This is a genomic window from Herbaspirillum sp. NPDC101397, from assembly GCF_044767325.1.
In the GTDB taxonomy this organism is placed as follows: domain Bacteria; phylum Pseudomonadota; class Gammaproteobacteria; order Burkholderiales; family Burkholderiaceae_D; genus Herbaspirillum.
Map to the genome: position 1 here is coordinate 155,256 of NZ_JBIWNS010000002.1, position 25,706 is coordinate 180,961.

Consider the following 25,706-nt stretch of genomic DNA (forward strand, 5'->3'; position numbering starts at 1 on the left):
AGGAAGCGGCAATACGATGGCCAAGCGGAAAAGTCTCATGAGCGATCCCTGCCCGGTAGCAAGGTCGATTGACGTGGTCGGCGACCGCTGGGCGCTGCTGATCATTCGCGATGCCTTCGACGGCATGCGCCGCTTCGGCGAGTTCCAGAAGAGCCTGGGCGTAGCCAAGAACATCCTGTCGGCGCGGCTGCGCGACCTGGTCGACGCCGGCATCCTCGACGTCGCCCCGGCCTCCGACGGCAGCGCCTACCAGGAATACATCCTCACCGCCAAGGGCAAGGAATTGTTCACGGTGGTGCTGGGCCTGCGCCAATGGGGCGAGGGTCATTTGTTCAAGAAGGGTGAATCCATCGCGCCGATGGTCGACCGCGACAGCGGCAAGCCGGTCCCGAAAATCGCTTTGCACACTTGTGAAGGCAAACCGCTGAAGCCGGAAAACGCCTTCGTCAAAAGAAAGGCCAGGGCTTGATGCCGCGGCCACTATTCGTGCAAGATGCGTCTTTAACGCGGCTGACAGTGCCGGCGACATCATCCCAATTTCACCCATCGAAAGCCAACATGAACAAAACCCTGCTGTGCGCCCTGCTCCTGTCGTTCGCCGGCCATGCGTCTGCCCAGCAAGCTGCGGAAGCCGACTTCCCCGACCACCTGCGCGGCGATATCGGCCCGGGCGTGTTCCGTCTCGAACGCAATATCCTCGGCAAGAGCGACGTCACCCAGGTGCTGCCGTACGCCTACTTCGACTACGGCCGCTTCTTCGCACGCCTGGATACCTTCGGCGTGAAAACGGTGAAATTCGGCGCCGGCTATCTGGAACTGGCGGCGCGCGTCAACTTTGACCACATGGACGCCGAACGCGGCCTGAACCGCCGCTCCAACTCCGTGCCGATCGGCATCGGCACGCTGCAGGAAACCCGCTTCGGCGCGTTCTTTCTGAACGCCTTCTACGACGTCAACAAATCGCACGGCACGCTGCTGGAAGCCGTCTACGCGGCGCAATTCGACCTCGGCCGCGCCAGCGTCTACCCGCAGATCGGCATTGAGCGCCGCAGCAGCTCCTACAACAACTACTTCTACGGCGTGACCGGCCAGGAATCGTCCGCCAGCGGTTTCCGCGAATATCATGCCGGCGCCTCGACCACGCCGATGCTGGGCCTGACCATCGAAATGCCGGTGGCCGAGAACTGGGTCGCCAACGTCACCTTCCGCCGTAAATGGCTGGGCAACGGCATCGCCAACAGTCCGATCGTCAACCACAGCACCGAGAACATGGGGCTGGTGGCGATCAACTATCACTTCAAATAATCTGGCTTCAGATGTACCGGGCGATGCAGGCAATCGCGGCATTGCTGGCGGGAATCATGATGAGCCTGCCTGCAACGGCATCTGCCGCACCGCCCGACACGGTGTATTTCCCGGGCGGCGACGGCACTGAACTGGTGGGGTATCTGTTCCATCCGCCTGGCAATGCCGGTCAGCAGCGCCATCCCGCCATCGTGATGCTGCATGGCCGCGGCGGCCCCTACTCCAGCAACGTCAATGCGGCATGCTCACGCATCGGCCGCGATATCAGCTCGCCTTGCAACACGGGAACGCTGTCGCAGCGGCACAAGATGTGGGGTGAATACTGGGCCGCGCGCGGCTACCTCGCGCTGCACGTCGACAGCTTCGGCCCGCGTGGACGCGCCCACGGCTACGGCAGAAACTCGCACGACCTGCCGGAACGCCAGGCCGTCAATGAACTGACCGTGCGCCCGCTCGATGCCGAAGCCGCGCTGGCCTATCTGGCCGCACGCGATGACGTGCGGAAGGACAGCATCATGCTGCAAGGTTGGTCCAACGGCGGCAGCACTGCACTCAATGTGATGTATCGCCAGGCGCAGGGGAATTCATCGTTCGCGGCTGCGCGCTTCCGGGCTGCACTGGTGTTCTATCCGGGTTGCGGTGCACGCGCGCTCCTGAGCCGGCGCTATCGCAGCGACACCGACGTCCTGGTGTTCCTCGCCTCCAACGATGAAGAAGTGTCGCCGCGCAATTGCCTGCGTGCGCTGCAAGCCAACAACGAACCCGGCAAGGTCAAGGTGATTGAATACGCGGGCGCGATGCACGACTTCGACGACCCCGGACGCGCACGGCAATCGGTTCCTGAAAATCGTGCGGCAAAAGAAGATGCCATGCGCCGGGCGGCGTTGCTGCTCGAAGAGTTCTCGAATTCCGCAAACCGGCCTGCCGTGCCGGATAATCGCAAGTAAAACTCATCATCCATCCGTCGGTGAAACTCACTCCACCGGTTCAGGCGCCTGATTTTTCAACGCCCCGGACAATACGGATTTTGGATCCTCTCCACGCGCGCAGACTCCGGCAACCGGGAAGGACACGTGCGACAGGCTATGGCCATCCGGCCCGCGTCCTTTCGCCTCAATGACTTCAACCCGATGACCGGCCGCCGCCAGCTTGTCGGCGAAACGTTTCTGCAAAAAGAACACGGTGTTGCGGTCCTCCGGATTGGCGATCAGGTAAAACACGCGCTGCGGATCGGCCACGACGCCGTCCACGTGATCGATGACCTCATAGGCGTCGCAATAATTGGTGACATCGCAACCGGGCCGTGAACGCATGTAGTTTTTGGCGCGCTTGATTTCCGCCAGCTCACTGACCGCATACACGCCTGATGACGCCGCCACGCACATCACGTCGGTGCGGCCCAGCGACAGCAACGCCGCTGCGGTATAAGCGCCGCCGGACTGCCCCGCCAGCACCACCTTTTGCATGCCATAGCGCGTCTTGATCGCATCCACGGCAGCGTTGAGTGAATACGATTCCTTGAGGCGTCTGCGCTGCGTGTGATCGCCTGATGAACCGTACACGCCGGGCCGCCCGATCAGTACGTACGGTACTCCGAACTTGCGGTAGTACGACTGTACGCCGTCGAGCAGTTTCTGCGGCGTGATTTTTCCGTAGTTGCCCAGCGGCGCCGAACCTGCCAGATGATCGCCGTGGAAATACATGACGGCGACCTTCGGTTTTTCTTCCGGCGACAAACCGCTCGAGGGGTAATAGCGGATGCACTCCGTCCCGAGACGGTGTTCCACCCAAACCGCATTGGTCTGGCGCTCGCAGGCTTCTTTCGTGGAAGTGGTGCCGTATTGCAGGTCGCGTTCAAGAAATGGCCGGGCGTTTTCGTCGCCCGTGTTCTGCGCTAACGCTGCCGGGTTCGTCAGCATCGCGCCCAACAGCGCGGTCAACGACCAGAATCGCCTGTGGGCGCCAAACTCGTCAAACCAGCAGACTGTCGCGCCATACGTCTTCATCCCATTTCCCCACGTTTTTGTTATGCAGGCTATTTTAGCGGGAGTAATGCCGAAGGAAGATGATCCCGGATCGAATGCGGTAATATTCCACTCCGCAGCCAACGCTGCCGACGATTTCCGGCCGCGACAGTGCTCACAAACGCAGGGAACCGGCAGAAAGCCGGCAGAAAACAGCTATACCCACAAGGATTCGCAAACGCAATGAAGATCGCCACCTGGAACGTCAACTCCCTCAAAGTCCGCCTGCCGCAGGTATTGCAATGGCTGGGCGACAATCCGGTCGATGTGCTGTGCCTGCAGGAAACCAAGCTCACCGACGACAAATTCCCGCAGGCTGAAATCAACGCCGCCGGTTACGAAGTCGTCTTCAGCGGGCAAAAAACCTACAACGGCGTAGCGATCCTGTCGCGCCATCCGATCACCGACGTGGTCAAGAACAACCCGCTGTTCGAAGATGAACAGCAACGCATCATCGCCGCCACCATCGAAGGCGTGCGCTACGTCTGCGCCTACATCCCCAACGGCCAGGCGCCCGAATCGGAGAAATACCTGTACAAGCTGAAGTGGCTGGCGGCCCTGCATGAATGGCTCGCGCAAGAGCAACTACAGCATGAAAAACTGGCGCTGCTGGGCGACTACAACATTGCGCCGGCTGACCGCGACGTCCATGACCCGGCCGCCTGGGTCGGTCAAAACCTGGTGTCGGAACCGGAACGCGCCGCCTTCTTCCACCTGGAAAAAATGGGCTTCACCGACGCCTTCCGCAAGTTCGAGCAGCCGGACAAGCTGTTCAGCTGGTGGGATTACCGCCAGATGGGATTCCGCCTCAACAAGGGCATGCGCATCGATCACATCCTGCTGACGGCGCCGCTGGCCGCGCAGTGTACGGCATGCGTCATCGACAAGGTGCCGCGCAAGTGGGAGCAACCGTCGGATCATGCGCCGGTGATCGCCACGCTGAACTGACGCCATCGTAGCAATGAAAAAAGCCCTCCTTGGAGGGCTTTTTTCATTCCATCTCGGATTGCCGTGACGCTCACGCATACCGTGGCGTCAGGCCGCGCTCATGGCGCCGTATGCAGTACATGACGACAAGGGTGAACAATCCGCCGCACGCCATGCATGCCGCCAGGAACAACATGGGTGCAATCGTGCTGCCGGTGCTTTCACGAATCATCGGTACAACGTTCTGGGCAATGAAGCCACCGAGGTTTCCGATCGAGTTGATCGCCGCAATACCTGCAGCGGCGCTTGCACCGGTGAGAAACCTGCCAGGCAGCGTCCAAAAGCACGGCAGAACGGTGAAGCTGCATGCCGCGGCAAGGCAGAGCATGGCGAACTTCACGAAGGAATTGTCGAAGTACACGCTGCCGACCAGGCAGCAAGCGCCAAACAACGCCGGCAAGAGAATGTTCTTGATCGGATCTTCCGTGCGTCCCGGCTTGCGCGGCACCCACCACAAGACGAGGGTCACCAGCAACCACGGAATCGTATTGATGAAACCATTGAGCGTATTGCCGACGCCAAAGCTCTTCACGATGGTCGGCAGCCAATAGCTCAAGCCGTAGGACGACAACGGGAAAAAGATGAGAAAGAACGCCAGCAGCAGGACACGATAGTCCAGCAGCGTCTTGAAGGGATTGCCATGCCCTCCCTCTCCGCTTTGCTCCAGCGCCAGTCTTTCCCGCGTCAGAACTTCCTGCAGCCAGTTGCGCTCTTCAGGATCGAGGAAGCGCGCCTGCGCAGGAGACGCCGGCAGCCGGAAAAACACAACAAACGCCAACAACACCGCCGGCAATCCGGTGAAGATGAAAGTCAGCTGCCACCCGCGCATACCGAACAGGCCGTCCAGATCCAGCAGCGCCCCGCCAATGGGAGCGCCGATCATGTTGGCGATGCTGCTGCCGATCAGGAAGTAACCGATCATGCGGCTGCGATGTTGCCGCGGAAACCAGAGCGTCAGGTAGTACAACACACCCGGGTAAAAACCGGCCTCGGTTGCACCCAGCAAGAATCGCAGGATGTAAAACATCGTCGCATTCTGCGTGTAAGCCAGCGCCAGTGTCACCAGTCCCCACGAGAACATGATGCGGGCAAACCAGACACGCGCACCGACCTTGTGCAGGATGATGTTACTGGGTACTTCAAACAGCAGGTAACCGATGAAAAACAGAGAAGCGCCCAAACCATACGACGCCTCGCTCAGCCCCAGGCTGGAGACCATTTGCAGCTTGGCGTAGCTGACGTTCTGGCGATCAATGTAAGCGACCAGATATAACAGGCCCAGAAACGGCATCAGTTTCCAGGCCATTTTGTCGATCAGTTTTTGCTCGTCGATGGCAATGTGCACGGATATCTCCTTCGTTGTCGATTGATCGGATCACGCTCGTCCGATCAATCGAAAAATATCACGCCACATTATCTTTTAAACAACCTCACTGCACTCTGCAGCCCGCATTGCGCAATCTGTTTCGATATGCAGATATTTTACGAATTGCTTCCCGACAGAATGCTGAAAAACCTGGTCACCGATGCGATCGCAGCACGACCTTGGTGTCGGTATAGGGGTTGTATCGCGTCATATCCAGACGTCGTTGGCACGCGTGCGTTCGCTTTCTTCTGCCCCGGTATTGACCACACCGCGCGGCTCGACCAGCAGGATGCTGGCCTCCTCTTCAGCATACGGCTTGTGCTCGACGCCCTTGGGAATCACGAACATCTCGCCGGCCTTCAGGTGCACCGCGCCGTCACGGAAGTCGATGCGCAATGCGCCGTCCACCACGATGAAGACTTCATCAGTATCGGCATGGTCGTGCCAGATAAAGTCGCCTTTGACCTTGGCCAGCTTGAACTGGTAGTCGTTCATTTCGGCGATGACGCGTTGCGACCAGTGCTCGCTGAACAACGAAAGCTTGTCGGTGAAATTGATGGCGCGGTATTCGCGCAGATTGGTGGCGGCTGACATGCTGGCTCCGTAGATAAGTAACAGAAGCAAGCCTACGCGAGCGAAACGCCGCGGTCTTGAACGATCGTGCAACTAGCACGACATCTACGAAATCAGGTCCCCCGCCGCATGATGCGCAGCCAGTGCGCCGGCGCAATGCCGTAGGTCTTGGTGAACAGACGCGTCATGTGGCTCTGATCGGCAAAGCCCGACATGGCGGCGGCGTCCGCCAGCGGCAGGCCCTGCGCCATCAGGCGACGCGCCATGTCGAGCCGGCGCATGCTGAGGTAGCGATAGGGACTGGTGCCGAAAAAACTGCGAAAGTCGCGCGTCAGGCTCCAGCGGTCGCGACCGCTGGCCTGCGCCAGTTCGTCGAGCGTCAGCGTGCGGTCGAGCGCGCCGTGGATGTATTCGCGCGCCAGCTGAGCCGCTCCAAAGTCGGCCGCGTGGCGTCGCGGCCGCTTGCCGGACACCGCATCCATCGCGCGCGCCAGCTCGAAGATGCCGTCGTCTTGCTGCAAGGGTTCGACCTCGTCGTCCATGTGCAGCAACAAATTGCGCACGGCGCCGAACAGGCGCGGATCGGTCGAGATGCCGCCTTCGATGAAAGGCAATGCGACACCGCCGAGGGCGTCCTGCAGCAAGGACGGCTCGATGTACAGCATGCGATAGCGGAAACCCGCTTCGCTGCCGGCCTGGCCGTCATGCGGCTCATCGGGGTACAGCGCCATGGTGTTGCCAGGCAGGCTGTGGCGCATCGACTTCTTGTACTGGAACGACTGCACCCCGCCCAGCGTGATGCCGATGGCGTAGGTGTCGTGGCGGTGCATGGCATAGCCGCGCCCATGGAAAAACGCCTCGATGCGCTCCATGCCGGACGACTGCGACCGCAGTATCCAGTCCTTGCGCTTTTGCTGGCGGGGGCGCGATGAGGCCACGATGTCTTGCTTCCTTACTCTTCGCGCTTCTTCGCGAGTTGCTTTTCAAAGGCGACGTCGAGCTTGCTGATGCGCTTCGGCTTTTGCGGCCCGTAGGCGTTGACGAAGGTGACGAACTCATCCAGCGGCAGCGGCTCGCTGAGCTTTTCAGCAGGATTGTCGGGCGTGCGCTGGAGCAGGTAAAACAGTTCCGCAGAAGTGCGGCCCATTGAATACTGCTTCGTCCCTGCACGCGTGTTGAGGCGCTCGATGGCGCCGGTTGCTCTGGTCGATCTGGCCATGTGTGCTCCTAAGAACTCATTTCATAAATAGGTGTGAGTGCGAGCGAGTCCTGTTTGGGATGAGATGCAAGGCGCGAATCGGGGTCAAGACTGGGCGTCTTGCCCCCGATTCGTAACGCAGCAGCTCGCCCAAACAGGCCGCTCCCTTCGGGCTCTTCCAAGAAAGGGCGCTGGCCGCGTTGCGCTCCTTGCGCGTGGCCCCGCCACGCGACGCGTCGCACGCCTTGCCAGAGCCCTTTCTTGGAAGAACGCATCTCACACCTATTTATGAAATGAGTTCTAAAGAATCAACTGCCAATAGGCGACGTCAATCCATTGATCGAATTTCCTGCCGACTTGCGCGAAATGGGCGACTTTGACGAAGCCCATTTTCTCGTGCAAGGCCACGCTGCCGGGATTCGGCTGGGCGATACCGCCAATGACCGCATGTACGTCGCGCGCCTTCAGTTCGTCGAACAAGGCGCGGTACAACTGCGTACCGACGCCCTTGCCGCCGCTGTCCTTGGCCATGTAGACCGAACTCTCGACGGACTGCTGGTAGGCCTTGCGCGCCTTCCACTTGGTGGCGTAGGCGTAGCCCAGGATGCGGCCGCCTTCCTCGTACACCAGCCATGGAAATATCGCGGACACCTCGACGATGCGCTGCGCCATTTCCTCAGTGGAAACGGCTTCCAGCTCAAAGCTGATGGTCGTCGTCAGAACGTAGTGGTTGTATATCTCGCAAATGGCGGCGGCATCGGCCGTCGTCGCCGGGCGTATCGATGTAGTCATGAAAGCTGGGAAGAAAGTGCGGTAGCACGTAGTGTACCCAAAATGACGACGTCCGGCGCAGGGGCCGGACGTCGTCGCTGCCGCTTCCAGCGTATTTCTATGCTTGCAGTGCCGCTTTGATTTGTTGCAGCGAGGTTGGATCTTCGATGGTGGTCAGATCGCCCGGATCGCGTCCCTCGCAGATGGCCTGGATGGAACGGCGCAGCAGCTTGCCGGAACGCGTTTTCGGCAACAGGCTGACGAACAACACGCGCGAAGGCCGGCCGACGGCGCCGATCTGCTTGTCGACCACGCGCATGATTTCCGCCTCGAGCGCCTGGCGACCCGTCGCCGTGGCCACGGCGTCGGCCTGCTTCGGGATCACGAAAGCGATCGCCACCTGGCCCTTGAGCTTGTCCTCGACGCCGACCACGGCCACCTCGGACACGTTGGCGTGGCTGGAAATGCTCTCTTCGATCTCGCGCGTGCCGAGGCGATGACCGGCGACGTTGATGACGTCGTCGGTGCGGCCGAGGATGAAGTAGTAGCCGTCTTCATCGCGGATGCCCCAGTCGAAAGTCGAGTACACCTGCGTCCTGAAGTTGGACCAGTAAGTGTTGACGAAGCGCTCGTCGTCGCGATACACGGTCTGCATGCAGCCCGGCGGCAACGGTCCTTCGATCACCACCACGCCTTTTTCGTTGGCGCCGCACAGCTCTCCGGTGGACTCGTTCATGATGTGCATCTTGTAGCCATACAAGGGCACACCCGGGCTGCCCAGCCGGGTCGCTTTGTCGTCGACGCCCTTGGCAATGGAGAGGATGGGCCAGCCGCTTTCGGTCTGCCAGTAGTTGTCGATCACCGGCACGCCAAGCGCACCCGAAATCCAGTTCGAGGTGGTCTCGTCGAGCGGCTCGCCGGCCAGATACAGACTCTTGAGCGACGACAAGTCATGCCGCGTCATGCAGTCGGCCGGCTGCTTCTTGAGCACACGGATCGCGGTCGGCGACGAGAACATGCGCGTCACCTTGTACTTCTCCACCAGGTTCCACCAGATGCCGCCGTCCGGCTTGTCGCCCGCAAGCACCGGCAGGCCTTCGTACAGGATGGTCGCCATGCCGGCCATCAAGGGCCCGTAGACGATGTAGGAATGGCCGACCACCCAGCCGATGTCGGAGGTGCAGAAATAAGTCTCGCCGGGATTGCCGCAGAACACGTAGGGCATCGATGCCGCCAGCGCCACCGCATAACCGCCGACATCGCGCTGCACGCCCTTGGGCTTGCCGGTGGTGCCGGAGGTATAGAGGATGTAGGACGGCTCGTTCGATTCCAGCCAGGTGATCGGCACTTCAGCGTCGAGATATTGCGCGCGCAGGCTGGTGTAGTCGACGTCGCGTCCGGCGGTGCGCGGCATGGCGGCCAATCCGCGATCGGTCAGCAAGACATGCGCCGGCTTGTGTTGCGCCAACCGGATCGCCTCGTCAAGCAAGCCCTTGTAGGCAACCACCCTGCCGCCGCGCGAGCCGGCATCGGCGGACACGATCAGCGTCGGCTGCGCATCGTCGATGCGCGTCGCCAGACTGTTCGACGCGAAGCCGCCGAACACTACCGAATGCACCGCGCCGATGCGCGCACACGCCAGCATCGCGAACACTGCTTCGGCAATCATCGGCATGTAGATCAACACGCGGTCGCCGCGCTTGACGCCGAGCGACAGCATGATCGCCGCCATCGCGCTGACTTCGCGATGCAGCTCGCGGAAGGTATAGGTTTTTTCGGTATTGGTTTCGGTCGATACCGCAATCAGCGCGGCCTGATCGGCGCGTTGCGCCAGATGGCGATCGACGGCGTTGTGGCACAGATTGGTCTCGCCGCCGATGAACCAGCGCGCAAAAGGTGGGCGTGTGTAATCGAGCGTTTGGGTGAATGGTGTATGCCAGTCAATCCGCTTGGCTTCATTGGCCCAGAAGGACTCCGGGTCGTCGATGGACTGCTGGTAAAACGATGCGAAACTCATGATGTCTCCTCATGGCGATCGGATGCGCATCGACCTTGTCGGAGGGTCGTTGCGAGCGGTGTGCCGTGTCTTTGCTCGGCATCTCTTCTGCTTGTTGTGTGTAGTTGTTTACTGTCTCAGAACATGCTTACGTGCAGCTTAATCCGCTTCGTTTTTTCCTTAAAAAAATGCGATGGCAATCTGCGCTATGCAAAAAAAAGGATGCATAGCCGCATCCTTTTTTATCGCCTGCAAAGCAAAAGGCTTTATCGATTCTTGCAATCGTTCGCGAGTTGCTGGCCGACCTTGGAATTCAGCAGCATCGACTTCGACGGGATCTGAATCCAGACCAGGCCATCGCCCTTGTCTTCGAAACGCAAGGCGCCGGTGGATGTCGATACCGGCGTCATCTTGTAGGTGCTGCCCTTCCACACCAGGCTCACGTTGTTGTTGCCGTCGACCTTGACTTCCACCTTGTTGCCCATCTCGCAGGAGAAGCTACCGGTCGCCAAACGGCCGGCCCAGGCAGGATTGACTGCCGCGGCCACCGGTTGCAGCGGCGCAGGCACCGGTTTGGTTTCGGTCAGCGGCACCGTTTCAGCGCAGGCAGCCAGCAGGATGGTGAGGGTCAATACGGAAGCACGTTGCAAGAAAGTCATGTTTTGGTCCAATGCCGGGATGAAAAGGAATGTGGACGGCATCTTACCAACTTTCGTTCCGCAACTCCGGTTTTGTCGCGCCGCGGCGCAGCATCCGTAGCCCCCCGCTCTCATCCGGTTATCAGAACGCGTCGCCCGGCACGCGCACCGCCCCTTCCATCAGCACCCGCGCGCTACGGCTCATGATGGCCTTGGTCACGCTCCACTCACCATCGACCTGCTGCGCTTGCGCGCCGACGCGCAAGGTGCCGGACGGGTGACCGAAGCGCACCGCCGTGCGTTCGCCACCACCCGCCGCCAGGTTCACCAGCGTACCGGGAATCGCTGCAGCGACGCCGATGGCAACCGCCGCCGTACCCATCATGGCATGGTGCAGCTTGCCCATGGACATGGCGCGCACCAGCAGATCGACGTCGCCGGTGGTGACCTTTTTGCCGCTGGATGACGTGTAGTCGCGCGGCTTGGCGACAAAGGCGACCTTGGGCGTGTGCTGGCGCTTGACGGCTTCGTCGACATGCTTGATCAGGCCCATGCGTACGGCGCCATGTGCACGGATGGTCTCGAAACGCGCCAATGCTTTCGGGTCACCATTGATGGCGTCCTGCAATTCGGCGCCGGTGTAACCGATATCTTCCGCGTTCAGGAAAATCGCCGGAATGCCGGCGTTGATCATGGTCGCCTTGAAGGTGCCGATGCCGGGCACTTCCAGGTCGTCCACCAGGTTCCCGGTCGGGAACATGGCGCCGCCTGCCCCCTCTTCTTCCGCTGCCGGGTCCATGAATTCGAGTTGTACTTCGGCCGCCGGGAAAGTCACTCCATCGAGCTCGAAGTCGCCGGTCTCCTGCACCTGGCCGTCGGTGATCGGCACGTGCGCAACGATGGTCTTGCCGATGTTGGCCTGCCAGATGCGCACGATGCAGACACCGTTCAACGGAATGCGATCGGGATCGACCAGGCCGTTGCTGATGGCGAACGGACCGACCGCCGCCGACAGATTGCCGCAGTTGCCGCTCCAGTCGACGAAGGACGTATCGATGGAAACCTGGCCGAACAGATAGTCGACGTCGTGCCCGGCCCGGGCGGACTTGGACAGGATCACCGTCTTGCTGGTGCTGGAGGTGGCGCCGCCCATGCCGTCGATCTGCTTGCCGTAGGGATCGGGGCTGCCGATCACGCGCATGAGCAAGGCATCGCGCGCCGGGCCGGGCGCCTGCGCCGTGGCCGGCAAGTCCTGCAGGCGGAAGAACACGCCCTTGCTGGTGCCGCCGCGCATGTAAGTGGCGGGAATCTTGATTTGGGGTGCGTGGGTCATATGCATGCTTTCTTCAATGTCGGGGCGATCACGCGGCCTTGACGGTCGACGCCAGGAAGTCCTGTGCAAAACGCTGCAGCACGCCGCCGGCTTCATAGATAGAGACTTCTTCGCCGGTGTCGAGGCGACAGGTCATCGGCACTTCGACGCGTTCGCCGTTCTTGCGGAGGATGACCAGCGTCAGGTCGGCGCGCGGAGTGCGCTTGCCGATCACGTCGAAGGTTTCGGTGCCGTCGATGCCCAGCGTCTTGCGGGTGGTCCCAGGTTTGAATTCCAGCGGCAACACGCCCATGCCGATCAGGTTGGTGCGGTGGATGCGCTCGAAGCCTTCGGCCGCGATCACTTCCACGCCCGCAAGACGCACGCCCTTGGCTGCCCAGTCGCGCGACGAGCCTTGGCCGTAATCGGCACCGGCGACGATGATCAGCGGCTGCTTGCGGTTGAGGTAGGTCTCGATCGCTTCCCACATGCGCATGACCTTGCCTTCCGGCTCGACCCGGGTCAACGAACCCTTCTTGACTTCACCGTCGACCACGGCCATTTCATTGACCAGTTGCGGATTGGCAAAGGTGGCGCGCAGCGCGGTCAGGTGATCCCCGCGATGCGTGGCGTAGGAGTTGAAATCTTCTTCCGGCAGGCCCATCTTGGCAAGATATTCACCGGCCGCCGAATCAGCCATGATGGCGTTCGACGGCGACAGGTGGTCGGTGGTGATGTTGTCGGGCAGCACCGCCAGCGCGCGCATGCCGGTCATCGTGCGTTCGCCGGCGAGCGCGCCTTCCCAGTATGGCGGACGGCGGATATAGGTGCTCATCGGACGCCAGTCGTACAACGGTTTGGCCGGCTCGCCCTTGTCCACCTGTACGGCGAACATCGGCGTGTAGACGTTGCGGAATTGCTCGGGCTTGACCGAGGACTTGACCACGGCGTCGATCTCTTCGTCGCTCGGCCAAATGTCCTTCAGGCGGATTTCCTTGCCGTCGACGACTGCCAGCACGTCCTTCTCGATGTCGAAGCGGATGGTGCCGGCAATCGCGTACGCCACCACCAGCGGCGGCGATGCCAGGAAAGCCTGCTTGGCGTAAGGATGGATGCGGCCGTCGAAGTTGCGGTTGCCGGACAGGACTGCTGTCGCGTACAGATCGCGGTCGATGATCTCTTTCTGGATCACCGGATCAAGCGCACCCGACATGCCGTTGCAGGTGGTGCAGGCAAAGGCGACGATGCCGAAGCCGAGCTTTTGCAACTCGGTGCTGAGGCCCGCTTCGTCGAGATACAACTCAACGGTCTTGGAGCCGGGCGCCAACGATGACTTCACCCACGGCTTGCGGGTCAGGCCGAGCTTGTTGGCGTTACGCGCCAGCAGGCCGGCGGCAATCACGTTGCGCGGATTGCTGGTGTTGGTGCAGCTGGTGATGGCGGCGATGATCACGGCGCCGTCCGGCATCAGGCCTTCGGCTTCCTGCGCCTGCGCCTTGTCCAGATCGACGGCGATGCCGCGTTCGGCCAGCGCCGACACCGGCAGGCGGCGATGCGGATTGGACGGACCGGCCAGCGTGCGCACCACGGTCGACAGATCAAATTTGAGCGTGCGTTCGTACTGCGCCGTGGTCAGGCTGTCGGCCCACAGGCCGGCTTCCTTGGCATAGGTCTCGACAAGCTTGACCTGATCGTCTTCCCGGCCGGTGAGCTTGAGGTAGTCGATGGTTTGCTGGTCGATGAAGAACATGGCGGCGGTCGCGCCGTATTCCGGCGCCATGTTGGAGATCGTGGCGCGGTCGCCCAGCGTCAATGCGGAGGCGCCCTCGCCGCGGAATTCCAGGTAGGCGCCGACCACTTTTTCCTTGCGCAGGAACTCGGTCAGCGACAGCACGACGTCGGTCGCGGTAATGCCCGACTGGGGCTTGCCGGAGAGCTCGACGCCGATGATTTCCGGCAGGCGCATCCACGATGCGCGACCCAGCATGACGTTCTCCGCTTCGAGGCCGCCGACGCCGACGGCGATCACGCCCAGTGCGTCGACATGCGGCGTGTGGCTGTCGGTGCCGACGCAGGTGTCCGGATACGCCAGGCCGTTGTCGCTATGAATGACCGGCGACATTTTTTCCAGGTTGATCTGGTGCATGATGCCGTTGCCGGGCTGGATCACATTGATGTTCTTGAAAGCGCGCTTGGTCCAGTTGATGAAATGGAAGCGGTCTTCGTTGCGGCGATCTTCGATGGCGCGGTTTTTTTCAAACGCCTGCGGATCGAAACCGCCGCATTCCACCGCCAGCGAATGGTCGACGATCAGCTGTACCGGCACCACCGGATTGACCTTGGCCGGATCGCCGCCCTGGTCCGCAATGGCGTCACGCAGGCCGGCGAGGTCGACCAGTGCGGTCTGGCCGAGGATGTCGTGGCAGACCACGCGTGCGGGGAACCAAGGAAAATCCAGGTCGCGCTTGCATTCGATGATCTGCTTCAGGTAGTCATTGAGGAGGGCCGGATCGCAGCGGCGCACCAGGTTTTCGGCGTGCACGCGCGAGGTATAGGGCAGCGTGTTCCAGGCGCCCGGCTTGATTGCCTCCACTGCGCCGCGCGCATCGAAGTAATCCAGCGTGGTGCCGGGCAGAGGTTTGCGGTGTGCGGTATTCATGGCTCGATCCCGAGAAAAACATTGGTAAGAGAAATTGCAAGAGCGGCAGCCTGCCCGCCGTGGCGGCATGGCAGACTGCTGTGCTACGTGTGAAACTTGTTCGCGTACCTGCTGCTTATTTGCGCTTGCCGATCGGCACGAACTTCAGATCTTCCGGACCGACATAGTTGGCCGACGGACGGATGATCTTGTTGTCGATGCGTTGCTCGATGATGTGCGCCGCCCAGCCGGAAGTGCGCGCGATCACGAACAGCGGCGTGAACATCGCGGTCGGCACACCCATCATGTGATAGGACACGGCCGAGAACCAGTCAAGATTCGGGAACATCTTCTTGATATCCCACATGACCGTTTCGAGGCGCTCGGCGATGTCGAACATCTTGACCGAACCGGCATCCTTGGACAGCTTGCGCGCGACTTCCTTGATGACCTTGTTGCGCGGATCCGAGATGGTATAGACCGGATGGCCGAAGCCGATCACGACTTCCTTGTTCTCGACGCGACGCTTGATGTCGGCTTCCGCTTCGTCGGGATTGTCGTAGCGCTTCTGGATTTCAAACGCAACTTCATTGGCGCCGCCGTGCTTGGGACCGCGCAATGCGCCGATGCCGCCGGTGATGGCCGAGTACATGTCGGAACCGGTGCCGGCGATGACGCGGCTGGCGAAGGTGGAGGCGTTGAATTCGTGTTCGGCGTACAGGATCAGCGAAGTGTGCATCGCTTTTTCCCACAGCTCGGATGGCTTTTCGCCGTGCAGCAAGTGCAGGAAGTGGCCGCCGATGGATTCGTCGTCGGTTTCCGTTTCAATGCGCTTGCCGTTCTGGCTGTAGTGATACCAGTACAGCAGCATCGAACCCAAGGACGCCATCAGGCGGTCGGCGATGTCGCGCGCGCCCGGCGTGTTGTGATCGTCTTTTTCCGGCAGCACACAGCCCAATGCCGACACGCCGGTGCGCATGACGTCCATCGGATGCGACGCCGCAGGCAACCATTCCAGCGCCGCCTTGACGTTGGCCGGCAGGCCGCGCAGTGCTTTCAGCTTGGCCTTGTAGGCCTTCAGTTCGGCCGCGGTCGGCAGCTTGCCGTGCACCAGCAAATGGGCGATTTCTTCAAACTCGCAGCTGTCGGCGACGTCGAGGATGTCGTAGCCGCGATAGTGCAAGTCATTGCCGGTCTTGCCGACGGTGCACAGTGCGGTGTTGCCGGCGGTGACGCCGGACAGGGCGACGGATTTCTTCGGTTTGAAGCCTGGTGCCGGTGCTTGTGTTTCGCTCATGCGTATCTCCTGGAGGATGTATTGAGGTATGAATGTTTGTCTGAATCCGGATTATTTTTCGGCGTATTTCTTTTCCAGCAAATCGAACATCGGCTTGTTGACGAGGCGCTGGCGCTCGGCGAACGGCGTCACGAAATTCGGGTCTTCGTCGAGGCGATGGTTGTCGCGCAACACGGTCAGGGCCTTTTGCATGCCGGCCACGGCGCCTTGCAGCGCGGCGTTGGCGTACAGCACGATACCGTAGCCCAGCTCGCCCAGCTCGTCGGCGTTGAAGATCGGCGTCTTGCCGCCGATCACCAGGTTCATCAGTTGCGGCTTGTCCAATGCCTGCGGCAGACGGCGGATTTCATCTGCGGTCTCGACTGCCTCCACAAACAGGATGTCGGCGCCGGCTTCGCTGTAGCGGGCCGCGCGTTCCAGCGCATCGTCAAAACCATGGACGCTGCACGCATCGGTGCGCGCCATGATCAGCATGCCGTCGTTGCTGCGCGCATCGACGGCGGCGTGGATCTTGCCGACCATTTCGGCGCAGGAGATGACTTCCTTGCCGCTGAAGTGCCCGCAACGCTTGGGCGAGACCTGGTCTTCCAGCTGCACCGCATCGGCGCCGGCGCGTTCCAGCGTGCGGATCGTGTGGCGCACGTTGAGCGCATTGCCGAAGCCGGTGTCGGCGTCGACGATCAGCGGGATCTCCACCGCATCGCGAATGCGTGCGGTATGGTCGGCCAGTTCGTTGAGACCGATGAAGCCTTGATCCGGCATGCCGAAGTACATGTTGGTCACGCCGGCGCCGGTGATGTAGAGCGCCTCGAAGCCGAGATCAGCGATCACGCGCGCCGACAGCGCATTGAACGCGCCGGGGACCAGCAAGCCTTTGCGGGCATTGACCTTGTCGCGCAGGATTTGTTTGGTGGTTTGGGAAAGATTGGTCATACGGAGTCCTTGAAGTTGCGTGCGTCGTTATGTCTGGCGTTGCGTGTTTCAGCGAGGTGAATGCCCTGCTTATTGCAATGCGCATGCCATCTCCAACGCTGCTGAATGTTGCATCGCGGAAGAAATCGATGTTTCAGAACAAGCTGTCGTTAAATCAATGAGTTACAGCTATTTCTCCCTAGACAACATCCATTTTCAAGCCAGACGACGGCTGCGGCGATGTGTTACATTTGAAACACTTGAAACATTAATCTGAAACGTGGAACATGAAGCGCCCCGCCCCTCAGCATCGTGATCAAAGCGACAAGCCGGTCATCTGGACCGTCTCGGTATCGCGCCTGTTCGAACTGTTCCGCGACATCACGCTGGAGTTCGACGACCAGGCCGATATCGAGCCGATCCCGCTGGGCTTCGAGGATGCGGTGCGGCATATACGCGAACGCCTCGCCACCGAACGCTGCGATGCGGTGATTGCGGCGGGTTCGAACGGCGCCTACCTGAAGAGCCGCTTGTCGGTGCCCGTCATCATCGCCAAGGCCAGCGGCTTCGACGTGATGCAGGCGCTGGCGCGCGCACGCAAGATCACGCCCGAGATCGGCCTGATCACCTACCAGGAAACCATGCCGGCGCTCGGCGAATTCCAGAGCACCTTCGGCCTCAACATTGCCCAGCGCACTTACGCCACCGAAGAAGATGCACGCTCGCAGATCAGCGAACTCAAAGCCGCCGGCATCAAGGCCATCGTCGGCGCCGGCCTGATTACCGATCTTGCCGAGGAAGCGGGACTGGCGGGCGTCTTCGTGTACTCCGCCGCGTCCATCCGCCAGGCTTTCGACGATGCACTGGAACTGGCGCGCCTGACGCAGCTGGAGTCGACGCGCGGCCGCAGCTTTCCGGTGGCAGATACCTTGCGCGCCAAACATCACATCAACGATTTGCGTGGCGATTCGGCGGCGATGGAAAGCGTGCGGCAATCCATCACGCTGTTCGCCAAATCACCGGCAACGGTGCTGATCCAGGGTGAGACCGGCACCGGCAAGGAACTTGCCGCGCAAGCCATTCATCGCGCGCATCCGCAAATGCAGGGCAAGGTGCAGGCGCACCATCCGTTCGTGGCCGTCAACTGCGGCGCGCTGGCGGAGTCGCTGTTGGAGTCCGAACTGTTCGGCTACGAAGAAGGCGCCTTCACCGGCTCGCGCCGCGGCGGTCGCGCCGGCCTGTTTGAAGCCGCGCATCGCGGCACCCTTTTGCTCGATGAAATCGGCGAGATGCCGCTGCCGCTGCAAACGCGTCTGCTGCGCGTGCTGGAAGAACGCGAAGTGGTGCGCGTGGGCGGCACCCGGCCGATACCGGTCAACGTGCGCATCATCAGCGCCACGCATTGCGATCTCGATGCACGTGTGCGCGAAGGACGCTTTCGCGCTGACTTGTTCTATCGCCTGAGCGTCTTGCGCATGACGCTGCCGCCGCTGCGCGAGCGGCCCGATGATCTCGCGCCATTGGCGGAATGGTGCCTGAAGAATGCGCTGGCGGCGATGGACATCCGCCCTCACGCCAACCTGCATGCCGAGATCTTGCGTTGCACGCCATTGCTGGCGCGCTACGGCTGGCCCGGCAATGTCCGCGAGCTGCGCAACATGATGGAGCGGCTGGCGTTGTTCCTGGCGGCCGAACCGCTGCAGGCGCTGACGCCGAATCTGATCGCGCGCATCGCCCCGGAGATCCTGCGTGATGACGGATCGACAACGACGGCGTCCGACGCGCCGGCTCCATCCCCAGCGCACATCGGCGGCGAAGAATCATTGCAGGACGTGCTGGCGCGCTTCGATGGCAACCGCGCCGCTGCTGCGAGTTACCTGGGCATCAGCCGCACGACGCTGTGGCGTCGTCTGGGCGAGAAAAACTGAAACGCCGACATGTCTGCGCGGCATGTGCTGGTCTTTACATGTCGACGATTTTGATTCACCTGTGAAGCAGACTGGAGGCAATTCCCGCCATTCGGGAATCGTGCTGAATGTGCTCTGCCTGACACCTTCCTTTCCACGCGAAACCTGATTGACAGTCGCGCGCGCATGCACGTATTCTCGCTCGATCGCATCTCTCAACGGCATACTGTTTACGCATTGTTCATGATGTGTAAACAACATGACGCTGAATGATCTGCGGTGCGATGCACCACCATAAAAAAAATCATCTCAATCACTTCATTCCGGGAGAAACATGAACGCCATCAGTTCAGCAAACACAGGCGACGCCAAGTCGGTCAAATTACATCCACAAACCTGGCGCGCGGTCATTTCGTCATCGATCGGCAACGCGCTGGAATGGTTTGACGTGCTGATCTACGGCGCCTTTGCCGTAATCATCGCCAAACTGTTTTTCCCTACCGAGAACGAGACGGTCTCGTTGCTGGTGACCTTCGCCACCTTCGGCGTGTCGTTCTTCATGCGTCCGCTCGGTGCGGTCATACTCGGCGCCTATTCCGATCGCGTCGGCCGCAAGGCGGCGCTGTCGCTGTCGATCGTGCTGATGACCATCGGCACCGCCATGATCGCATTCATGCCGACCTATGCCAGCATCGGTCTGTGGGCGCCTGCCGGCATCGTGCTGGCGCGCCTGATCCAGGGCTTTTCGGCCGGCGGCGAGTTCGGCAGTTCGACCGCATTCCTGGTGGAACATGCACCGCATCGCCGCGGCTTCTTCTCCAGCTGGCAAGTTGCCAGCCAGGGCCTGAGCCTGCTGATGGCGGCGGTTTTCGGCGCCGGTCTGAACGGCTTGCTGACGCCTGAGCAGCTGTATTCCTGGGGCTGGCGCCTGCCGTTCCTGTTCGGTCTGCTGATCGGCCCTGCCGGTTACTACATCCGCCGCCATCTCGATGAATCGCCGGAGTTCGCCGCTGCGGAACGCACCGAAACACCGCTGCGCGATACCTTCTCCAACCAGAAAATGCGCCTGCTGATCGGTACCGGCAGCGTGATCATGGCGACCGTGTCGGTCTACCTGGCGCTGTACATGCCGACCTATGCGATCAAGCAACTGGGCATGCCGGCGTGGTCATCGTACGCAGCGACCATCGTCTCCGGACTGATCATGATGGTGTTCTCACCGCTGGTGGGCGAGCTTTCCGACAAGTACGGCCGCACACCATTCATGATCGGCAGCAGCCTGGCGTTCGTGGTGTTCACGTATCCGATGTTCGTATTCCTGACGAGTGCGCCGAGCTTCGTCAACCTGCTGTTGCTGCAGATCGTGATCGGCGTGCTGATGACGATGTACTTCGCGTCGATGCCGGCATTGCTGGCCGATGTGTTCCCGGTGCAGACGCGCGGCACCGGCATGTCGCTGAGCTATAACATCGCCGTAATGCTGTTCGGCGGTTTCGCCGGCCTGATCATCACCTGGCTGATCCAGTTCACCGGCAACAAGCTGTCGGTAAGCTTCTTCGTGATCTTCGGCGCAGCCCTGAGCTTGATCGCGTCGACGGCGGCGCGCTACGTCCTGCGCGTGCGTTGATGATCGACTTCACGCCTGATCGGCTCAGCCGGTCGGCGTGAAGGAAAAGCTGCTCGAAAAAATGGGCCGGTTTCATCGCTGAAACCGGCCCTCATGTTTTTGATGTTATTGATCCGCATCGCATGTGCAGATGGTGTTCCTGCACTGCGGCTTGTTCTGTTCCCTCTTCCCCTCAAACCCCTTCTTTCAATCTTTCAACCTTTCATTCTTTCGCTCTTCCGTTCAATCGTCTTCAGCGCCGCCGATGCCAAGTTCCTGAATCTTGCGCGTGATCGTGTTGCGACCGATGCCCAGGCGCACGGCTGCATCGTTCTTTCGACCGTGGGTATGCTTGAGCGCGATCTTGATCAGCGTCGCTTCGAACTGGCGACCGAGGATGTCCATGACTTCCGGGCGCTCTTCGGCCAGCATTTGCGCTGCCTCCGTTTCCAGCAGGCTGATCCAGCTGCGATCAGCGTCGCCGTCATAGCTGGCAGCCACGCCGCCGGACATCTCCGCAGGCGCTGCCGATGAAACGGCATGCGTCTGTGTCGGCTGGAAGTTACTGCTGCGTTCCTCGATCAGATCCTGCGGCAAATCCTTCACTTCCACGGTCTGGCCTGGCGCCATGACGGTAATCCAGTTGCACAGGTTTTCCAGCTGACGTACGTTGCCGGGCAGTTCCAGTTGCGACAGGAACTGCATCGCCTGGGGCGACAGGCGCTTGGCTTCAACGCCGAGCTGACGCGCGCTTTGCGTGAGGAAATGGCGCGCCAGGATCGGGATGTCTTCGCTGCGCTCACGCAGACTTGGCAGTCGCAGGCGGATGACGTTGAGGCGATGATACAAGTCTTCCCGGAACAGGCCTTCGCGCACGCGATGCTCGAGGTTCTGGTGGGTGGCAGCGATGACGCGGACATTGGCCTTGAGCGACTGATGGCCGCCGACGCGATAGAAATGGCCGTCCGACAACACGCGCAGCAAACGCGTTTGCAGGTCGAGCGGCATGTCGCCGATTTCATCAAGGAACAGCGTGCCGCCTTCAGCCTGCTCAAAACGGCCGCGACGCATCGCCTGCGCGCCGGTGAAGGCGCCGCGTTCGTGGCCGAACAGTTCGGACTCGAGCAGGTCCTTGGGGATCGCTGCGGTATTCAGTGCGACGAACGGCTGCGCCGCGCGCGGGCTGTGCTTGTGCAGGGCGCGTGCGACCAACTCTTTACCTGAGCCGGATTCGCCGGTAATCAAGACGGTCACGTTCGATTGCGACAAGCGGCCGATGGCGCGGAAGACATCCTGCATGGCCGGTGCCTGGCCGAGGATTTCCGGCGCGTTGGCCGACGATTGCTCCACGTCGGTTTCGCGCAGGCTTTCTTCCAATGCACGACGGATCAGCTCGACGGCCTTGTCGACGTCGAAAGGCTTGGCCAGGTATTCGAAGGCGCCGCCCTGGAATGCCGAGACCGCCGAATCGAGATCGGAGAAAGCGGTGATGATGATGACCGGAATGCCGGGATGCTTGGCTTTGATGGTCTGCAGCAGCTCCAGGCCGGATGCGCCGGGCATGCGAATATCGGAAACCAATACTTGCGGCGTGCCGCTCTCCAGTGCCTGCATGGCGTCGCGTGCGCTGGAAAAGCTTTGTGTGGCGAGATTTTCTCGCGCGAGGGCTTTTTCCAATACCCAGCGTATCGATTCGTCGTCGTCAACAATCCAGATCGGTTTCATAGTGTTATCTTTTCTTGCTTATCGTTGCGTTTGGTAGCGTGTGTGGACAGCCTGAAAGGCCTGTGCCGGTGTTGCCCTGCTCGATACCCGCTCACCCGATGAACTGCCATCAGGGAAGCGGAATCAATATTCTGAAATCCGTACATCCCGGCCGGCTTTCGCATTCGATCACCCCCATGTGCTGCTGAACGAATGTTTGCGCCAGCGTCAGTCCCAAACCGCTGCCTCCTTCCCGACCGGATACCAGCGGGTAAAAAATGCGGTCCTGGATATCCGGTGAAATGCCGGGGCCGTTGTCGATGATATGCAAGTCTAGTGCCAGCCGATACCGGACCTTGGCCAGCGTCACTTGACGCATGACGCGCGTCTGCAAAATCAGCTCGCCGTCGCCGGTGCGGATGCGTTCGGCGAGCGCTTGCGCGGCGTTGTGAACGATGTTGAGCAAAGCCTGGATCAACTGCTCCTTGTCGCCGCGGAATTCCGGAATCGACAGGTCGTAATCGCGCTTGATGGTCAGGCCGTTGGGGAACTCGGCCAGGATCAGGCTGCGCACGCGCTCGCAGACTTCGTGGATATTGACGTCGCCGACGATGTGCGGCCGCCGGTGCGGCGCCAGCAGGCGATCGACCAGCGTTTGCAGGCGGTCGGCCTCCTTGATGATGACCTGTGTGTATTCGCGCAGCTCTTTCAGGTGACGCTCAGGCAACTCCAGTTCCAGCAGTTGCGCCGCGCCGCGAATGCCGCCGAGCGGATTCTTGATTTCATGCGCGAGGTTGCGAATCAGTTCCTTGTTGGCCTGGCTCTGGTCGAGCAGGCGCTCTTCACGATCGAGCTTGAGTTGCTGAACGTTTTCCCGCAGCTCCAGCAGCACCGGCGTGTCAGCGTTGTCGAGCGCGGTGACGATGGTGTGCACCTGCAGCGGCTCGCGGCCGACGCGCTCGAGCACGAGGTCGAGCCGCTTGTCGGCGAACTGGTGCGCCACCGCCTGGTAGAACAAGGTCGCGAGCTCTTTGCCGTTGAGGAACAACTCACTGAGCTTTTGCTGGGACAGCACCTTGAAGGAACTCTCCAGCAGGTTTTCGGCCGCGGCGTTGGCGTACACGATGCCGCCGTTGGCGTCGAGAATGATGACTGCCGATGCCAGCAGGTCAAGACCATCGAGTAAAGGTAAAGTTGTTTTCATGCGTTCCGATAAATTAATGCCGCATCAAGTATGCCGTCGCGGCTTATGGCCGCGGGCTCGGATTTGTCAGCTTCCCCTCAGCTAAGCAAGATTTGGGCAAGCCTGCAATATGACTGACTTCCCGGCTTGCCGAGCGTATCGGGCAACTAACGCAGCCTGGCCAGCTCGCGTCGGAGCGCCTCGACATTGCGTTCCGTGCGGGCGATGTCGTCCTTCATGGAGGCAGCGCGTTCCTGGTATTTTGCATAGTTGCGCTCATCGCCGCGCCGTTCAGGTTCACCGTTGCTGTATTCCGCTTTCAGGCTTGCCAGCTTGCCCTCTTCCACCCTGAGTTCATCCTGCAATATCAGCTTGCGATCGCTGTCGCGTACTTTCTGCGCCTGGCCGTCGGCCTTGGGGAAAGGGCTTGCCGCCATCGCAGGCTTGTTCGGTGCGACGCGTTTATTCTGCGTCGGCGCCGGTGCACTTGCAGCCGGTATATCCAGTTTCCGGCAAGCTTTGTTGATGCCGGTGTTGCGGTATTCGGTCGCGCCATTCGGGTCGATGCAGACATAGACCTCGTCTTGCGCCGGAGCTGCGTGTACGACGGCCGCGCAGGCCACGCCCGAGAGTACGGCGAGCACAAAAAATTTCATTGGTCCATGCCTCAAAAATGCAATGAAACCAAGTGTATGACAAGACTCGCCGACGGACAAACGGGCTCCGCCCGACGCAAACGGAAAATGCCGCGCGCATAAAAAAAGGGAAGCAAGCTTCCCTTTTTTATCAATGCAAAATCGACGATTACAGCGAGTAGTACATGTCGAATTCGATTGGGTGTGTCGTCATGCGATAGCGTTGCACTTCCTGGCCCTTCAGGTCCAGGTAGGCATCGATCATGCTGTCGGTGAAGACACCGCCGCGTGTCAGGAACTCGCGGTCCTTGTTCAGTGCATCCAGCGCTTCTTCCAGCGATGCGCACACTGTCGGGATCAGCTTGTCTTCTTCCGGCGGCAGGTGGTACAGGTCCTTCGAAGCAGCTTCGCCTGGATGGATCTTGTTTTGCACGCCGTCCAGACCTGCCATCAGCAGAGCCGAGAAGCACAGGTATGGGTTCGCCAGTGGATCAGGGAAACGTGTTTCGATACGGCGACCCTTAGGATTCGCAACGTGTGGAATACGGATCGATGCGGAACGGTTACGCGCCGAGTACGCCAGCTTGACCGGTGCTTCGAAGCCTGGAACCAGACGCTTGTACGAGTTGGTGCCTGGGTTGGTGATCGCGTTCAGCGCCTTGGCGTGTTTGATGATGCCGCCGATGTAGAACAGCGCGAATTCGGACAGGCCAGCATAGCCGTCGCCTGCGAACAGGTTCTTGCCGTCTTTCCAGACCGATTGGTGAACGTGCATACCGGAGCCATTGTCGCCGACCAGTGGCTTAGGCATGAAGGTCGCTGTCTTGCCGTAGGTGTGGGCAACGTTCCAGATCACATACTTCAGTGTCTGTGTCCAGTCAGCGCGCTCAACCAGTGTCGAGAACTTGGTGCCCAGTTCGTTTTGACCTGCGCCGGCCACTTCGTGGTGGTGCACTTCAACAGGGATACCCAGGGATTCGAGGATCAGGGACATTTCCGAACGCATGTCCTGGAAGCTGTCGACTGGTGGCACTGGGAAGTAGCCGCCCTTGACGACCGGACGATGGCCGGTGTTGCCGCCTTCGAGCTTGGCGCCGGAGCTCCACGATGCTTCTTCGGATTCGATCTTGACGAAGGAACCGGACATGTCCGCACCCCAACGTACGCCGTCGAAGATGAAGAATTCTGGCTCAGGACCGAAATAGGCGGTGTCGCCCAGGCCCGAGGACTTCAGGTAAGCTTCAGCGCGCTTGGCGATGGAGCGTGGATCACGGTCGTAACCCTTGCCATCGGATGGCTCGATCACGTCACATTGCATGAACAATGTGGTTTCTTCCATGAACGGGTCGATGTTGGCGGTGTTTGGATCAGGGATCAGCAACATGTCCGAAGCTTCAATGCCCTTCCAACCGGCGATCGAGGAACCGTCGAATGCGTGACCCGACTCGAACTTGTCGATGTCGAAGTGGGAAACAGGCACAGTTACGTGTTGCTCTTTACCCCGGGTATCGGCAAAACGGAAATCAACAAACTTGACTTCATTGTCTTTCACCAACTTCAAAACCTCTGCGGCCGTCCTTGCCATGCGAATCTCCTAAAACGAGGAAGTAGTATAAATTTGTACAATTTGGGTGATGAGCCGACTACGTGCGAC

Annotated in this window: 22 protein-coding genes; 6 read left to right on the forward strand and 16 right to left on the reverse strand. The window is 60.6% G+C overall.

Features of this window, described 5'->3' with window-relative positions; all coding sequences use genetic code 11:
- Positions 1-16 precede the first annotated feature (16 nt).
- The 3 genes from ACIROW_RS05505 (at position 17) to ACIROW_RS05515 (ending at position 2,252) form a co-directional block, all read left to right on the forward strand.
- Entirely contained in the window at positions 17-469 is a 453-nt protein-coding gene (locus ACIROW_RS05505; protein ID WP_402272821.1) for a winged helix-turn-helix transcriptional regulator, read from the forward strand.
- Between the two features lie 89 nt (positions 470-558).
- On the forward strand, positions 559-1,305 hold the full coding sequence (locus ACIROW_RS05510; protein ID WP_402272823.1) for a MipA/OmpV family protein: 747 nt from the start codon (positions 559-561) through the stop codon (positions 1,303-1,305).
- Positions 1,306-1,364: 59 nt separating this feature from the next.
- The gene (locus ACIROW_RS05515; protein WP_402272826.1) at positions 1,365-2,252 is read left to right on the forward strand and encodes a dienelactone hydrolase family protein; all 888 of its coding nucleotides are present in this window, start codon (positions 1,365-1,367) and stop codon (positions 2,250-2,252) included.
- A gap of 27 nt (positions 2,253-2,279) precedes the next feature.
- Here ACIROW_RS05515 and ACIROW_RS05520 read toward each other — a convergent pair whose 3' ends face one another.
- Entirely contained in the window at positions 2,280-3,311 is a 1,032-nt protein-coding gene (locus ACIROW_RS05520) for an alpha/beta hydrolase family protein (protein WP_402272828.1), read from the reverse strand.
- Positions 3,312-3,512: 201 nt separating this feature from the next.
- On the opposite strand from ACIROW_RS05520, the gene xth reads away from it, so the two are divergent.
- Positions 3,513-4,277, forward strand: coding sequence for an exodeoxyribonuclease III (gene xth / locus ACIROW_RS05525; protein ID WP_402272830.1), 765 nt, complete (start codon positions 3,513-3,515; stop codon positions 4,275-4,277).
- A gap of 70 nt (positions 4,278-4,347) precedes the next feature.
- Here the strand turns inward: xth and ACIROW_RS05530 are convergent, their stop codons facing one another.
- The 11 genes from ACIROW_RS05530 to ACIROW_RS05580 all read right to left on the reverse strand — a co-directional run bounded on the left by ACIROW_RS05530 (position 4,348) and on the right by ACIROW_RS05580 (position 17,038).
- Positions 4,348-5,622, reverse strand: coding sequence for an MFS transporter (locus tag ACIROW_RS05530; protein ID WP_402273819.1), 1,275 nt, complete (start codon positions 5,620-5,622; stop codon positions 4,348-4,350).
- Positions 5,623-5,889: 267 nt separating this feature from the next.
- Positions 5,890-6,276 carry a cupin domain-containing protein gene (locus tag ACIROW_RS05535; RefSeq protein ID WP_402272832.1) on the reverse strand — a complete coding sequence of 129 codons (387 nt, stop codon included), beginning with the start codon at positions 6,274-6,276 and terminating at the stop codon, positions 5,890-5,892.
- Positions 6,277-6,368: 92 nt separating this feature from the next.
- A complete protein-coding gene (locus ACIROW_RS05540) occupies positions 6,369-7,127 on the reverse strand; it encodes an AraC family transcriptional regulator (protein WP_402273822.1) in 759 nt (252 codons plus the stop codon).
- A gap of 80 nt (positions 7,128-7,207) precedes the next feature.
- Positions 7,208-7,474 (reverse strand): hypothetical protein, encoded by a 267-nt coding sequence (locus tag ACIROW_RS05545; protein ID WP_116433389.1) that lies wholly within the window; start codon positions 7,472-7,474, stop codon positions 7,208-7,210.
- A 279-nt stretch (positions 7,475-7,753) separates the two neighbouring features.
- On the reverse strand, positions 7,754-8,245 hold the full coding sequence (locus tag ACIROW_RS05550) for an arsinothricin resistance N-acetyltransferase ArsN1 family B (protein ID WP_402272835.1): 492 nt from the start codon (positions 8,243-8,245) through the stop codon (positions 7,754-7,756).
- Positions 8,246-8,342: 97 nt separating this feature from the next.
- Entirely contained in the window at positions 8,343-10,241 is a 1,899-nt protein-coding gene (locus ACIROW_RS05555; protein ID WP_402272837.1) for a propionate--CoA ligase, read from the reverse strand.
- Between the two features lie 245 nt (positions 10,242-10,486).
- The gene (locus ACIROW_RS05560) at positions 10,487-10,879 is read right to left on the reverse strand and encodes a hypothetical protein (protein ID WP_402272839.1); all 393 of its coding nucleotides are present in this window, start codon (positions 10,877-10,879) and stop codon (positions 10,487-10,489) included.
- 121 nt (positions 10,880-11,000) lie between these two features.
- On the reverse strand, positions 11,001-12,191 hold the full coding sequence (prpF, locus tag ACIROW_RS05565; protein WP_402272842.1) for a 2-methylaconitate cis-trans isomerase PrpF: 1,191 nt from the start codon (positions 12,189-12,191) through the stop codon (positions 11,001-11,003).
- 28 nt (positions 12,192-12,219) lie between these two features.
- A complete protein-coding gene (acnD, locus tag ACIROW_RS05570) occupies positions 12,220-14,829 on the reverse strand; it encodes a Fe/S-dependent 2-methylisocitrate dehydratase AcnD (protein WP_402272844.1) in 2,610 nt (869 codons plus the stop codon).
- Positions 14,830-14,944: 115 nt separating this feature from the next.
- Positions 14,945-16,105 (reverse strand): 2-methylcitrate synthase, encoded by a 1,161-nt coding sequence (prpC, locus tag ACIROW_RS05575; protein ID WP_402272847.1) that lies wholly within the window; start codon positions 16,103-16,105, stop codon positions 14,945-14,947.
- A 51-nt stretch (positions 16,106-16,156) separates the two neighbouring features.
- Positions 16,157-17,038, reverse strand: coding sequence for an oxaloacetate decarboxylase (locus tag ACIROW_RS05580; protein WP_402272848.1), 882 nt, complete (start codon positions 17,036-17,038; stop codon positions 16,157-16,159).
- A 266-nt stretch (positions 17,039-17,304) separates the two neighbouring features.
- Here ACIROW_RS05580 and prpR point away from each other — a divergent pair, with 266 nt between their 5' ends.
- Positions 17,305-18,945, forward strand: a complete 1,641-nt coding sequence (gene prpR / locus ACIROW_RS05585; RefSeq protein ID WP_402272850.1) for a propionate catabolism operon regulatory protein PrpR — start codon at positions 17,305-17,307, stop codon at positions 18,943-18,945.
- Between the two features lie 313 nt (positions 18,946-19,258).
- Positions 19,259-20,551, forward strand: coding sequence for an MFS transporter (locus ACIROW_RS05590; protein ID WP_402272852.1), 1,293 nt, complete (start codon positions 19,259-19,261; stop codon positions 20,549-20,551).
- Positions 20,552-20,773: 222 nt separating this feature from the next.
- Here ACIROW_RS05590 and ntrC read toward each other — a convergent pair whose 3' ends face one another.
- From ntrC to glnA, 4 genes are all read right to left on the reverse strand, one after another.
- Positions 20,774-22,255, reverse strand: coding sequence for a nitrogen regulation protein NR(I) (ntrC, locus tag ACIROW_RS05595; RefSeq protein ID WP_402272854.1), 1,482 nt, complete (start codon positions 22,253-22,255; stop codon positions 20,774-20,776).
- A 109-nt stretch (positions 22,256-22,364) separates the two neighbouring features.
- Complete coding sequence (glnL, locus tag ACIROW_RS05600) at positions 22,365-23,438, reverse strand: nitrogen regulation protein NR(II) (protein ID WP_402272856.1); 1,074 nt, start codon at positions 23,436-23,438, stop codon at positions 22,365-22,367.
- 146 nt (positions 23,439-23,584) lie between these two features.
- Complete coding sequence (locus tag ACIROW_RS05605) at positions 23,585-24,073, reverse strand: DUF4124 domain-containing protein (RefSeq protein ID WP_402272859.1); 489 nt, start codon at positions 24,071-24,073, stop codon at positions 23,585-23,587.
- 148 nt (positions 24,074-24,221) lie between these two features.
- On the reverse strand, positions 24,222-25,637 hold the full coding sequence (gene glnA, locus ACIROW_RS05610) for a type I glutamate--ammonia ligase (protein WP_007880082.1): 1,416 nt from the start codon (positions 25,635-25,637) through the stop codon (positions 24,222-24,224).
- Positions 25,638-25,706: the final 69 nt, after the last annotated feature.